This is a genomic window from Mangrovimonas futianensis (assembly GCF_021245805.1).
Classification (GTDB): Bacteria; Bacteroidota; Bacteroidia; order Flavobacteriales; family Flavobacteriaceae; genus Mangrovimonas; species Mangrovimonas futianensis.
In genome coordinates this window covers 467,865-481,258 of record NZ_JAJJNF010000002.1, presented here as the reverse complement: position 1 = coordinate 481,258, position 13,394 = coordinate 467,865, and the positions used below count along the sequence as shown (strand labels likewise).

At 37.8% G+C, this 13,394-nt stretch carries 10 protein-coding genes and 1 pseudogene; 5 read left to right on the top strand and 6 right to left on the bottom strand.

What is annotated here, in order from left to right:
* Nucleotides 1-33 precede the first annotated feature (33 nt).
* On the bottom strand, nucleotides 34-1,380 hold the full coding sequence (gene rseP / locus LOK78_RS04985; protein ID WP_232634054.1) for an RIP metalloprotease RseP: 1,347 nt from the start codon (nucleotides 1,378-1,380) through the stop codon (nucleotides 34-36).
* Nucleotides 1,381-1,450: 70 nt separating this feature from the next.
* Nucleotides 1,451-3,385 carry a M1 family metallopeptidase gene (locus tag LOK78_RS04980; RefSeq protein WP_232634053.1) on the bottom strand — a complete coding sequence of 645 codons (1,935 nt, stop codon included), beginning with the start codon at nucleotides 3,383-3,385 and terminating at the stop codon, nucleotides 1,451-1,453.
* 97 nt (nucleotides 3,386-3,482) lie between these two features.
* Here LOK78_RS04980 and LOK78_RS04975 point away from each other — a divergent pair, with 97 nt between their 5' ends.
* The 4 genes from LOK78_RS04975 (at nucleotide 3,483) to LOK78_RS16900 (ending at nucleotide 6,710) form a co-directional block, all read left to right on the top strand.
* Nucleotides 3,483-4,154 carry an SCO family protein gene (locus LOK78_RS04975; RefSeq protein WP_232634051.1) on the top strand — a complete coding sequence of 224 codons (672 nt, stop codon included), beginning with the start codon at nucleotides 3,483-3,485 and terminating at the stop codon, nucleotides 4,152-4,154.
* Nucleotides 4,155-4,227: 73 nt separating this feature from the next.
* The gene (locus LOK78_RS04970) at nucleotides 4,228-4,461 is read left to right on the top strand and encodes a FeoA family protein (RefSeq protein WP_053970666.1); all 234 of its coding nucleotides are present in this window, start codon (nucleotides 4,228-4,230) and stop codon (nucleotides 4,459-4,461) included.
* On the top strand, nucleotides 4,454-6,553 hold the full coding sequence (gene feoB, locus LOK78_RS04965) for a ferrous iron transport protein B (RefSeq protein ID WP_053970667.1): 2,100 nt from the start codon (nucleotides 4,454-4,456) through the stop codon (nucleotides 6,551-6,553). Before LOK78_RS04970 ends, feoB (LOK78_RS04965) begins: the two co-directional genes overlap by 8 nt.
* A gap of 16 nt (nucleotides 6,554-6,569) precedes the next feature.
* The gene (locus LOK78_RS16900) at nucleotides 6,570-6,710 is read left to right on the top strand and encodes a FeoB-associated Cys-rich membrane protein (RefSeq protein ID WP_157492133.1); all 141 of its coding nucleotides are present in this window, start codon (nucleotides 6,570-6,572) and stop codon (nucleotides 6,708-6,710) included.
* A 2-nt stretch (nucleotides 6,711-6,712) separates the two neighbouring features.
* On the opposite strand, the gene LOK78_RS04955 is transcribed toward LOK78_RS16900, so the two are convergent.
* From LOK78_RS04955 to LOK78_RS04935, 4 genes and pseudogenes are all read right to left on the bottom strand, one after another.
* A complete protein-coding gene (locus LOK78_RS04955) occupies nucleotides 6,713-7,147 on the bottom strand; it encodes a hypothetical protein (RefSeq protein ID WP_232634049.1) in 435 nt (144 codons plus the stop codon).
* Nucleotides 7,148-7,157: 10 nt separating this feature from the next.
* Nucleotides 7,158-9,333 (bottom strand): annotated as a pseudogene (gene feoB / locus LOK78_RS16755) (ferrous iron transport protein B).
* 16 nt (nucleotides 9,334-9,349) lie between these two features.
* On the bottom strand, nucleotides 9,350-10,372 hold the full coding sequence (locus LOK78_RS04940) for a metal-dependent transcriptional regulator (protein ID WP_232634043.1): 1,023 nt from the start codon (nucleotides 10,370-10,372) through the stop codon (nucleotides 9,350-9,352).
* Nucleotides 10,369-11,028 (bottom strand): metal-dependent transcriptional regulator, encoded by a 660-nt coding sequence (locus LOK78_RS04935; RefSeq protein WP_053970670.1) that lies wholly within the window; start codon nucleotides 11,026-11,028, stop codon nucleotides 10,369-10,371. Before LOK78_RS04935 ends, LOK78_RS04940 begins: the two co-directional genes overlap by 4 nt.
* 104 nt (nucleotides 11,029-11,132) lie before the next feature.
* Here LOK78_RS04935 and LOK78_RS04930 point away from each other — a divergent pair, with 104 nt between their 5' ends.
* Nucleotides 11,133-13,385: a TonB-dependent receptor gene (locus LOK78_RS04930; protein WP_232634041.1), complete on the top strand. Its 2,253-nt coding sequence runs from the start codon at nucleotides 11,133-11,135 to the stop codon at nucleotides 13,383-13,385.
* Nucleotides 13,386-13,394 lie beyond the last annotated feature (9 nt).

Here is a 13,394-nt window from a genome sequence, read left to right as displayed (position 1 = left end):
AATATATACTTATTTTTTAATCTCTACAAAATTTTAATCAAAAATTGCTTTAAAAAGATCATTCCCGTTTGCAAATAGTACTAAAGCAATCAAAATCACGAAGCCAACCATCTGTGCATACTCCAAAAATTTATCCCCAGGTTTTCTTCCAGAAACCATTTCATACAATAGAAACATTACATGACCACCATCTAAAGCTGGAATAGGCAACAGATTTAAAAACCCTAACATAATCGATAAAAAGGCCGTAATACCCCAGAAATATTGCCAGCTCCATACAGTTGGAAATATATCATAGATGGCTTTGAAACCACCCACTCCCTTGTAGGCACCTGTACTTGGTGTAAAAATAGCTTTAACCTGCTTAACATAAGAAACCAAACGCTCTTTGGTTTTACTAAATCCAACTGGAATAGACTCTAAGAAACCATATTTTTTAACATCATACTCGTAATACCCCAATTCTTCCAAAGTTTCTGGAGTGGCTCTTGTAGCGTATACAAGACCTAATTTTCCATCATCAGATATTTTAAGTGGTACATTAAGCTTTTCATGATCTCTTAAGATATGCGCCGTTACTTGTTGCCCTTTATAGGAGTCTAAACTTGAAACTACTTGGTCGATGTATTTGGTATCTGTATCATTAAATCCAACAATCACGTCTCCCTTTCTAATACCACTTTGAGCATTAGCCGATGTATCTGGAACTTGGGCAATAATAAAAGGCATCCTTAAATCAATGAACCCTTTTTCTTTGGCATCAATCAATTGGGCTAAAAAATCTTGAGGCAGGGTAATGGTCGACTGTTCACCATTTCTTAAAATGGTAATGTCTTTCCCAAACAATACTTTTTCTGGAACCTCGGCAAAGTTTTCAATCCTCTCCCCATCAACCGCAATGATTTTATCACCAGTTTTCAATCCTGCTTTATTAGCAACAGTACTTTCAATCACATACCCATCTGAAATGTTATCATTAGGTAAGAACTTATCTCCATAATAATAGCTCATCCCAATATAGATCACTATGGCCAAAAGAAAATTAACTGTAACTCCTCCCAACATAATAATCAATCGCTGCCAAGCTGGTTTTGACCTGAACTCCCACGGTTGTGGCTCTTGTGACATTTGCTCGGTATCCATGCTTTCATCAATCATACCGGAAATTTTCACATAACCTCCAAGAGGCAACCATCCGATACCGTAAACGGTTTCACCAATTTTTTTCTTGAAAAGAGAGAACTTAATATCGAAGAACAGGTAGAACTTTTCTACTCTGGTTTTAAACGCCTTTGCGGGAATAAAATGCCCCATTTCATGCAAAATGATCAAAAGGGACAAACTCAATAAAAATTGAGATATTTTTATAACAAACTCCATATGCTAGCAAAAATTACTGGGCACAAAAATAACTTTTTAAAGACATTTAGAAAATTTAACGTCAAGTTATCTAGTTTTTTAACACGGTCTTAGTAATAACGCCCCTATTTGAGTGAATTTTTATAAATAAAACACCTGCCGATAATTTTGAAATATCAAGCGATTCGCTCCAATTCGAACTCAAAACATGCTGTCCTAAAGCATTATACACTTTAATTTCATCTACTTGTAAAGATTCAGGCTTTTTAAGATAAATGGTTTTTTTACTTGGATTGGGATATAGTTGGAAGGCACTTTGCAAGGATTCTTCAATGCCCAATGAAATGGTATTGTTTTTGGAAATTAAATCTGATTCTGGGTCAAAAAAGACATCTGTAACATTAAAAGTGATGCTTTCAGTAAAGGTTTGGTTGTTTTCTGAATTATCTAATACAACATCCAATATCTCACCTTCGGCACCCACCAAACGAATGGGAACTGGAGCTTCAAAAAATGAGACGGATTCATGACTTTGGGTTTGCCCAATATTGATTTCAACAACAGTAGGTGATATTTGATCCACTGAAATATTATATGTGGGATAACCCTCATTGTAAATCCAATCATTAAAAAACTCTGTTAAATCCTCCCCTGAAGCGGCTTCCATGATATTTTGAAAATCTGGAGTTTTAGCATAGCCGTAAGCCAAATCATCATCGACTAGAAAATCTCGCATGCCTTGATAAAAATCGGTCTCTCCCAGTTTTTTTCTTAGCATGTGAAGGACCATAGCTCCCTTATTATAACTTAATCTACTGCTAAAAACCCTATTGACACTCAAAGTATCAGCGTCTGGAATGTAAACAGCACCATCTGGTAGTGAGGTGATCGAATTGATACGGTTCTGCTTCCAGGTTATGAAAGGTGAATTACCATCAAAATCTTCAATTACCAATCCTGCCAAATAGGTTGCAAAACCCTCATTGATCCAAATATCCTTCCAACTTCCGCAGGTTACTTTATCACCATACCATTGATGAGCCAACTCATGGGCTATCAATCCTCTGTTGAATCCACCCATAAAAGAAACGGTGGTATGTTCCATACCTCCTCCCCACCCAAATTGAGCATGTCCATATTTTTCGTTTGCAAAAGGATATTCTTCAAATAAATCTGTAAACAGATTCATAATATCTACCGTGACCGGGGTTTGTGCTTGTGCCGTAGCTAGGTTTTCTGGATAGACATAATTCACAATCTCAAAGGGACTCCCATTGTTTTCAACCGTATGGTTATAGACCTCATAATTGGTCACAGCAATAGCAATAAGATAGGCTGGTATGGGGTATTTATGCTTAAATCTGGTTGTTTTTTCGTCTCCATTGATTTCTTGACTAATTTCCAACCCATTGGCGACTGCAATATTTTCTAGAGAATTTGGATTGAATGTCGGTGTGGTTAAATAGACATCCACAGAATCTATCTTATCAATTAAATCCTGCTTACAAGGCCACCAACCTTTTGCTCCATAAGGTTCTGAAAGCGTCCAAATAATGGGGTTTCCATTATGGGTTGATTGTTCAAAGGACCCAAAACCAGAGCTTACGGGGTTTCCGGAATATGAAATGGTCAAAGAATCCAGGGTTCCCATGAGTTGAGTTTCTGGCAACGTAATTACCACCTCATCATTATCGTTTTGATCGAATTCCAATGAAGTCCCATTTTGGGTCACATTGGAAACAGTCATATTTCCAGTTAGTTCAAAAACAACCTGAGTGAGATCTTCTTTGGCCTCAAAATAGGAAGTCACATCGCCTGAGATAAAAGCCATTTCCGGATTCACATCTAATTCCAGTCTGTGATATTTTAAATCGTAATTACCAGTATTGTCATTCATTATAACGGCCAATCTATTAAGGGCAGCTTTGGCCTCTGCTTCACTTATTTTTTCTACAGTGCCATTCAAATCCTGAGCAAAAATTTGAAATGGTAATAGACATAAAAAAAGGAACATGCTTCTTTTCATAACTCATTTAATTAGCTTGTTAAAATTACCCATTTTATTGATAATGAATTGTATTTTTGTCAATAATTCTGACTGTTCAAGACTAATCCTCTTACTTATGTTGAACTTCTTTAAGGGTTACAAATACATTGGTATTTCTTTGGCCGTTATTTCAGTAATCATTGTTATTATCATTTACAACGTTTTAAATGTTTACCAACCTTTGCCCATATACCAGCCCACCATGGTCAACTCTGAATTGGTTGATAGCACCTTGCATTACCAAAAGAAATACCATAAGATTTCAGATTTTAAATTGGTTAATCAAAATGGGGATACCATAACTCAAGACGTATATAAGGATAAAATTTATATAGCTGATTTTTTCTTTACAACCTGTCAAACTATTTGTCCTATCATGACCGATAACATGGCGCAACTTCAAGAAAAGCTAAAAGATGACAACCAAGTGATGTTACTTTCACATTCAGTGACTCCTGAAATTGATAGTGTACCACAACTTAAAAAATACGCCCTGAAAAAAGGGGTCATAGATTCTAAGTGGAATCTGGTTACTGGTGACAAGAAACAAATTTATGAGTTGGCAAGGAAAAGCTATCTGGCTGTAAAAACAGATGGTGACGGCGGTCCGTTTGATATGATTCATACTGAAAACTTTATGCTAATCGACAAAAAGAAGCAAATAAGAGGCTTTTATGATGGCACCAACCAAGAAGATATGGAACGCCTATTAAATGATATTAAAACACTTGAAAAAGAATATGAGTAGTTTTCAAGCCATCGGTTTTTTTGGCGTGGAAAAATCACTTACTTTTGCTTTTTTAAAATCAATCTAAATAAGCTTGAACCTGACACTGGCACAATTAAAAAAGGGACAGAGAGGCATCATAAAAGATGTTTCCTCCATCCATATTCCACTTAAGCTACTGGAAATGGGTTGCTTGCCAGGTAATTTTGTAGAACTTGTTCAAGTTGCTCCGTTTTCAGATCCCTTGTACCTCAACATTAACGGTTCTCATTTAGCTATTAGAAAAGAAACTGCTAGCCACATAATAATCGATTTAGAAAATGAGTAAGCAGATTAATGTTGCATTAATTGGAAATCCAAACACGGGAAAAACTTCTGTTTTCAACGCCCTAACAGGTTTAAACCAGAAAGTAGGTAACTATCCTGGTATAACGGTTGAGAAAAAAGAAGGCATTTGTAAATTACCTAGAGGTGTTAAAGCCCATATCATTGATTTGCCAGGAACCTATAGTTTAAATGCGTCTTCCCTTGATGAGAATGTTGTTATAGAGCTCTTGCTGAATAAAACCGATAAGGATTTTCCCGATGTAGCAGTCGTAGTGAGTGATGTAGAAAACCTAAAGAGAAACCTGCTTTTATTTACGCAAATCAAGGATTTGGAAATCCCCACCATTTTAGTCATCAATATGGCTGATAGAATGGCTTATAAGGGAATCAGTTTAGATATAGATTATCTTGAGAAAAAATTAAACACCAAAATAGCCTTAGTTAGTACAAGAAAAAAACAAGGTGTTGATGTTTTAAAAGAACTTATTGCCAGTTACAAGGAGCTTTCTACAGAGCCTTGTCTCAATGCTTCTGAAATAGATCCTCAATATTTTGACGGTTTAAGAAAAGCATTCCCTAATCAGTTGTTGTATAAACTTTGGTTGGTAATCACGCAAGATGTCAACTTTGGTAAGATTTCAAGGAATGAAATCGAGGTTTTGGATGATTTTAAAACCAAACCGAAGGCAGATTTAAAACGCTTACAGCAAAGAGAAACCATAAAAAGGTACCAATTTATTAATGATGCCCTGAAAAAAGGACAAACCATTGATTTAGCCACGGCCAAGGATTTAAGAATCAAATTAGATCGTATTTTAACCCATAAAGTATGGGGTTATCTTATTTTCTTCTTTATCTTATTGACCATCTTTCAAGCAATATATGATTGGTCTAGTGTGCCTATGGACTTTATTGATGGTATTTTTGCCTCTCTAAGTGAATGGACCAGTACCCATCTTCCTCAAGGACAGTTCACCGATTTGATAGCTGAAGGTGTTATCCCCGGACTGGGAGGAATCGTGATATTCATTCCTCAAATTGCCTTTCTATTTCTATTCATTTCCATACTAGAAGAGAGTGGTTACATGAGTCGGGTGGTATTCCTAATGGACCGTATCATGAGAAGATTTGGACTAAGCGGAAAAAGTGTGGTCCCTTTAATTTCTGGGACAGCATGTGCTATTCCAGCGGTTATGGCCACAAGAAACATTGAAAGTTGGAAAGAACGACTAATCACTATTTTAGTGACACCTTTCACGACTTGTTCGGCTAGATTGCCTGTATACCTTATAATCATTGCTTTGGTCATTCCTGAAGGGCGTTTCTTAGGATTAAGCTATCAGGCCCTTACCCTAATGTTATTATATTTGTTAGGATTTGGCGCCGCTATTTGTTCGGCTTTTATACTCCATCAAGTTCTAAAAATAAAAAGCCGTAGTTTTTTTGTAGTTGAAATGCCTAACTACAAATTGCCTCTGTTTAAAAACGTGGCTCTTACGGTTATTGAAAAGACCAAAAGCTTCATTTTTGGCGCTGGTAAAATCATACTTGCCATATCCATTGTTTTGTGGTTTTTAGCGTCCTATGGACCAGGAGATAATTTCAATAATGCCGAAGAAATTGTTACAGAACAATTTAAGGACCAAGACCTATCTGAAGAAGATTTAAATCACCATATTGCCTCTTATAAATTAGAACATAGTTTTATAGGCCGTCTTGGAAAAAGCATTGAACCTGCCATCCAACCATTAGGCTATGATTGGAAAATTGGTATTGCCATTGTGAGTTCTTTTGCAGCCAGAGAGGTTTTCGTGGGCACCCTTGCTACGATTTATAGTGTGGGAAGTGAGGAAGAAGACACCATCAAAAATAGAATGGCAGGAGAGGTTAACCCAATTTTAGGAACGCCATTGTTCAACTTTGCCTCCGGGATTTCACTATTACTTTTTTATGCCTTTGCAATGCAATGTATGAGTACGTTAGCTATTGTAAAACGCGAAACAAACAGTTGGAAATGGCCCGCCTTACAACTCGTTGTTATGAGTAGTTTTGCTTATTTGGTAGCCTTGGCGGCTTTCCAAATTTTAAAATAATTTGTATCTTTTAGATATGGAAAATGATATCATCCAAACCATATTAGTTTTTTCGGCAGTGATATTAGCTGCAGGCTTTCTTGTTCGGAAATTTTTCTTTCCAAATAGTAAAAAAGCGGCCAATTCCTGTGGCAAAGATGATTGTGGTTGTCACTAAGGCTACTCATTTACTGGAATAACCTGAAGACACCTATCATTGTCTTTTACGGTAACTCCATCAACTGGATAAGGTTTTAAGTTCTGTACATGAAGGGATTCGCCATCTACATCCAAAATTTGAGTCATGTCATCTTGAAAGTGCCTATAGGAAATCATTAAGCTCTTTTCTTCTAAAAGGACCCCTTCTTTAAAAATTTTCACTACCACAATGGCTTCGCCTGGACTAATGCAGTTCACTCCTTTAGGACAACGTGAATCTTGTTTGACCTCCATGAATTGCAATTGATAACCTTTCCATTCCATGGTTTCACCAAATTTTAAATTAAGAAGAATCTGGGGAGGATCCCCTTCCAATTTTATTTGGTCTTGGGCATACCCTAATTGCCCTAAAAAGGATATCGCTAGAACGACAAGAAAATACTTGATTGCATGCATCTGTTCAAATTTAAGAAAACATATACCAAATCTGTGCCACTAAAAAAGTAACTACAAATCCCATAGCCAAAGGCATCAATGTGGCGACCGCGGTCCATTTTACACTTTTGGTTTCTTTGTAAATGGTATAAATGGTCGTACTACACGGATTGTGAAGCAAACTGAACAACATAAGGTTGATGGCCGTTAATAATGTCCACCCTCCTGCTTTTAAAATTTCGGAAGTAGCATTGGCTGAATCCAACTCAAACATCACCCCAGCTCCTGCTCCACCAGCCATCCCAGTAACCAAAACCGTTAGCATCAGAACCGTTGGAATTACAATTTCATTGGCTGGAATCGCCACAATATAAGCCACTAGAATGACTCCATTGAGACCAATCAACCACCCAAATCCATTGAGAGAATCAATCATCCAATAGGCAATACTGTGGTCTCCAATCATAATATTGGATATCAACCAGATGACTGCTCCAGCTGGGGCAGCAAAAACGATGGCACGCCATAGAACAATGAGTGTTCTATCAATCAAAGAAGTGTATAGTGTCTTCCAAAACCTTGGTGGACGATAGGGAGGTAATTCCAAGTTGAAGGTAGAAACCTGTCCCTTTAAAACCGTTTTACTTAATAACCAAGAACTGGTAAACATAAAGGCCATTCCTAGAATGGCAATACCTATAACGGCAAATACAGAAGCTGTACCAGATAAAGCTTCGGGAACTATCGCACCAACAAAAATGGAGGCAATCAAAATTTGTGTTGGCCATCTCCCATTACATAAGGAAAAATTATTGGTTATGATAGCTATTAAACGTTCTCGTGGACTATCAATAATTCTTGTAGCTACCACTCCAGCTGCATTGCACCCAAATCCCATACTCATGGTCAATGCCTGTTTTCCATGGGCGCCTGCTTTTTTAAATAAATAATCCAAGTTAAAAGCCACCCTTGGCAAGTATCCGAAGTCCTCCAATAGCGTAAAAAGCGGAAAGAAAATGGCCATAGGAGGTAACATAACAGCAATAACCCAGGCTAAAGCCAAATACACCCCATCTATTAAGAACCCACTTAACCACCAAGGCATACCAATACTATTGGCACCAGATTTCAGTGCTGGGTGAATCGTATCCAACAATAATTCTGCAAGTAGACTAGAAGGATAGTTTGCGCCGATAATGGTAATCCATAAAATAACACCTAAAATCAAAAACATGATTGGAAATCCCCACTTCCTGCTAGTAACTATCTGGTCAATTTTGACATCGATAGCATTTCTTCCCTTTTTGCCAGCTGTGTTAACCGTTTCTTCTACAATCTCAGAGGCATCCGCATAAATACTTTCACTAATGTGATCATGAAATTCACCTCCTAGTTTCCATCGAAGCTCATTTGACAACCCTATGATATTTTCAACTTCATTCTTCATCTTACTGCATCTCAAATTCACCATTTCTTAAGGCCTCAACGACCCTTTCATCTCCCTCTAAAAGTCTGAAAGCAATCCAACGACTATTGGGAATGGATGGGAATTGTTTTTTTATTTTTTCACTTAATTTTTGAACCGCCTCATTAATACTTTTGGGCACATTGGTAATTCTATGTGGTTGACAAACTATTTGTCCGTTAGCTACTTGACTTACCACATCAATAAGCTCTGGAATTCCTTTATTAAACCTGGCACTTGTGGGAACCACGGGGATTCCCAAACGCTTAGCCAATGCTCTCTCATTAACCTCAACGTGATTTCTCTTGGCTTCATCCATCAGATTTAAACATAAGACTGCTTTACCTGTTATTTCCAAAATTTGAAGTACCAAATTCAGGTTTCTCTCCAATCTTCCAGCATCTACCACAATTACGGTGACATCTGGTTTTCCAAAAAGGATAAAGTTTCTGGCAACCTCTTCGTCCTGTGATGTAGAAAGCAAAGAATAGGTTCCAGGTAAATCTACCAGTTTGTATTTTTTATTATTGTATTGATACGCTCCTTCAGCTCTTGTTACCGTTTTACCTGGCCAATTACCCGTGTGCTGCCTTAACCCTGTCAAAGCATTGAATACGGTACTTTTTCCAGTATTGGGATTACCCGCCAAGGCAATAACAAAATCGGTATTTTCTGCATTGACCCCCAATTTTTTCAATCCATGTGGATTAAATTGCGGACATGCCTCACATGCACTTGTTATTTTCTTGTTCTCCATTTTACCGTTTTTTAATAAGTATTTTGGCCGCCTGATCTTCTCGCAACGCAATGGTGGTTCCTTTAACCAAATACGCTTTTGGATTGCTTAAAGGGCTTACCAAATCAATTTTTATAGGGGTGCCTTTTACAAAGCCTAAATCCAGTAGTCGTCGTCTGCCATCACCTCTAAATTCTTTGGAAATCCCTATAATTTCAGCCTCCTCTCCCTTCTTAAGGGAAGACAACCGAACAGCATCTTCCTCAAATACTACTTCTGTTTCAAAAACTTGAATCGTAATATTTTTAGCCACTTCTGGAGCTAAGACAAACTCTTCACCCTCCGAATAGAACAACACCCGTTGCTTGCTATTTTCAACAACCCTAATTTGTGAACCTATATGTATGTTTTCAGCTAAAATCTGGCGGTAAATCACATCAGGTTCATCTTCGATATGCACAATTTTACCAACGGTATCTATTTCCAAATCTGCCAAAGATTCTCCTTCTATATCCAATACGTCTCCTTCATGCGTTGGGATAGGGTCTCCATGAGGATCGTACATGGGGTTTCCTAATTGGGTCGCCAACATATTGGTCTCCTCATGACTTAATCGGTGCTCCATTTTCTCAGCACGATGGTGCCACTCGCTTTTTTCAAATCCTGTTTTTTCCGCTAGATATTTTTCCCAAAGACGGTGAACACGCACAATTTTTATAGCATAACTCCTACCTGATGGCGTTAGTTCCAACACCTCTTCAGTTTGGGTAATGAGCATGCTTTTTTCCATGGTTTCCAAAACATCTTCTAGCGTTCCATCACTGTATTTCAAACTCTTGATCAAATCTTCCTTGAAAATAACAACTCCCTGATTTTCCCAAGTGTACATTTGTTTCAAAATATCTTCTGTGATGGTTTTTTGATCGGTTCTAACACTGTTTTGAATAATCCAAAACCAACCTTTGGTAGGTCGAAACAAAAAATAAAGCAAGCCTGCAAGAAGCACAAAAAGAATCAGGTTATATAATGGCTGACTTATATTCATTGGTTGCTCTTTACAAATAAGTTATTCGAAACCACTTTAGATATACTCAAAGGCTTGTTGTGCACTTCCAAAATCATGGATTCATCAAAAGCCTCTTTGGACAATACTTTAAACTGGGTTCCCAAAGCAATCTGATGTTTATCCAGATACTTCAAAAACTCTTTGGAAGAATCCTTAACACCAACACACATGCAATGTTCGTGTTCTTTGACCTGCGCCAAAAGCACCTTGTCTGTTTTCTTTATTTGTCCATTTTTATCCGGAATGGGATCTCCATGTGGATCATGGGTGGGAAATTCCAAAAAAGCATCAAGTTGATTGATTAATTTTTCAGACTGAATATGTTCCAATTGCTCTGCCACTTCGTGAACCTCATCCCAAGAAAAATTAAGGTGTTCCACTAAGAAAACTTCCCACAACCTATGTTTTCTTACTACCGAAGCCGCCAGTTTTCTGCCATTTTCTGTAAGCTTCGCCCCTTGATATTTTTTATAAACCACTAATTCCTTCTCTGCCAACTTCTTTATCATATCAGTTACAGAGGAAGCTTTAGTAGCCATTTTATCAGCAATAGCATTAGTACTCACTGAAATAGTCCCAAACTTTCCTAGATGATATATGGCCTTTAAATAATTTTCTTCGGCTAATGATAACATGGTTTTCTTTTGGTCAAAGATATTGATTTACTTCAATAAAAACAATTTTTTAGTCTTGTCTAAATTTTATTTTAACTTTGCATAAAAATAAGTTTATTTCATACATGCGCCTCCTTTACTTTTTTATCTTTTTGGGCATTTTCAAAACCCACGGACAAAAGGATTTTACTATTTCGGGTATGGTTACCTCCAATGGCGAACCACTGCCCTACGTCAATGTCTATTTAAAAAACACCAATCTGGGAGGTGTGACTGATGAACAAGGGAGTTATCTGATGAAAAATGTGCCTTCCGGGATTTATATCCTTACAGCTTCCTTTACAGGGTTTACTACCAAAACCAAAAAAATAGAGATCACCAATCAAAATCTTAACATAAACTTCGCTCTTGATGAAACCGAAGCCCTAAACGAAGTAGTCATAACAGGAACCTTAAAACCTGTGAGCAGACTCGAGAGTCCGGTACCTGTGGAAATCTACTCGACCACCTTTTTAAAACAAAACCCAACCCCCAGTATTTTTGAAGCTCTACAGAATGTAAATGGAGTGCGCCCCCAAATCAATTGCAATGTTTGTAATACGGGAGACATCCATATCAATGGATTAGAAGGTCCTTACACTCTGGTTCTTATTGATGGCATGCCGATAGTAAGTGGACTTTCCACCGTATATGGCCTGTCGGGAATTCCTAATTCCTTGATTGAGCAAATAGAGATTGTAAAAGGGCCTGCTTCTTCTTTATACGGAAGTGAGGCCGTGGGTGGTTTAATCAATATCATTACCAAATTACCAGAAAACACTTCCAAACTCACATTAGATAGTTTTGTGACTGGCTGGGGAGAAGCCAACATTGATTTAGGATATAAAGCCACACTTGGCAAAAAAGCGAATGTCTTGACCGGAATTAATTACTTCCATTACAGCAACCCCATAGACAACAACAATGATCATTTTACTGATGTAACCCTACAAGATCGAATCTCGGTTTTTCAAAAATGGTCTTTTAACAGACCTAAAAACAGAGCTTTTTCAATTGCTGGCAGGTATTTCTATGAAGATCGATGGGGTGGAGAAATGAACTGGAACAAGAGTTATCGAGGTGGCGACAAAGTTTATGGAGAAAGTATTTATACCTCACGGTTTGAGATTATAGGCCTCTATCAATTACCTATTAGCGAAACCATAAATTTCCAGTTTTCATACTCTGACCATGATCAAAACTCGGTATATGGGAACATGCCCTACATAGCGCAACAACGTATCGGTTTTGGACAATTAATTTGGGATAAGTCCATCCAAAAACATGATTTACTCTTCGGCACTGCAATAAGATACAATTACTATAACGACAATACCACAGCCACAGAAACGGCCGACGAGGTAACCATTCCTTCGCTTTTCATTCAAGACGAAATAGCCTTTAACAGCAAACATCATGTATTATTAGGCGCCCGTTATGATTACGATAAACGCCACGGGAGCATTTTTACCCCCAGAGTTGCCTATAGATTTAAACCTACTGACGAAGACATTATCCGTATCAATGCAGGAACGGGTTTTAGAGTCGTCAATCTTTTCACCGAAGAACACGCCGCTTTGACAGGAGCGCGCGATGTGATAATAGAAGAAGCGCTAGAGCCTGAAGAATCATATAACGTGAACATCAATTACCTCAAAAAAATATACACAACTAGTGGTATGATGTTTACCCTAGATGCTTCGGCTTGGCATACCTATTTCACCAATCAAATTGTACCCGATTATGAAACCAATCCCAACCAAATTATATATAATAATTTAGACGGACACGCCATTTCACAAGGTGTAAGCCTAAATTTTGATGCCGTTTTTGCTCATGGAATCAAGGCCAATATAGGCGCCACTTTTCAAGAAGTAAATCAATATGAAAACGGCGAAAAAAACAGGCAATTGCTTACCGAACGTTTCTCAGGAAATTGGGGTGCAAGCTACAAACATTACCCTACAAACCTTTCGTTTGATTATACCGGAAGCATTTATGGCTCTATGTTATTACCAACCCTAGGTGAATTGGATCCTAGAAGCAGCGAATCGCCCATATGGAGCCTTCAAAACATTCAAGTCACGTATGATGGTTTACAAAACATAGAATTCTATTGCGGCGTCAAGAATATTCTCAATTGGACTCCTGGTAAAAAGGAGCCCTTCTTAATAGCTCGAGCCGACGATCCCTTTGATGAACATGTGGATTTTGACAGCAATGGTAATGTCATTCCTACTCTAGACAATCCGTATGCGCTTACTTTTGATCCATCTTATGTGTATGCTCCCAATCAGGGCAGGCGCTTGTTTTTTGGTATGCGCTTAAACTTAAAGTAAATGTTTGCT

Bases quoted from the DNA above. Each gene is read 5' to 3' on its own strand.
- LOK78_RS04935 (WP_053970670.1), bottom strand. From the start codon at position 11,028: ATGTTATCATTAGCCGAAGAAAATTATTTAAAGGCCATATATCATCTA.
- LOK78_RS04930 (WP_232634041.1), top strand. From the start codon at position 11,133: ATGCGCCTCCTTTACTTTTTTATCTTTTTGGGCATTTTCAAAACCCAC.
- rseP (WP_232634054.1), bottom strand. From the start codon at position 1,380: ATGGAGTTTGTTATAAAAATATCTCAATTTTTATTGAGTTTGTCCCTT.
- LOK78_RS16900 (WP_157492133.1), top strand. From the start codon at position 6,570: ATGGAAAATGATATCATCCAAACCATATTAGTTTTTTCGGCAGTGATA.
- LOK78_RS04955 (WP_232634049.1), bottom strand. From the start codon at position 7,147: ATGCATGCAATCAAGTATTTTCTTGTCGTTCTAGCGATATCCTTTTTA.
- LOK78_RS04980 (WP_232634053.1), bottom strand. From the start codon at position 3,385: ATGAAAAGAAGCATGTTCCTTTTTTTATGTCTATTACCATTTCAAATT.
- feoB (WP_053970667.1), top strand. From the start codon at position 4,454: ATGAGTAAGCAGATTAATGTTGCATTAATTGGAAATCCAAACACGGGA.
- LOK78_RS04940 (WP_232634043.1), bottom strand. From the start codon at position 10,372: ATGAATATAAGTCAGCCATTATATAACCTGATTCTTTTTGTGCTTCTT.
- LOK78_RS04975 (WP_232634051.1), top strand. From the start codon at position 3,483: ATGTTGAACTTCTTTAAGGGTTACAAATACATTGGTATTTCTTTGGCC.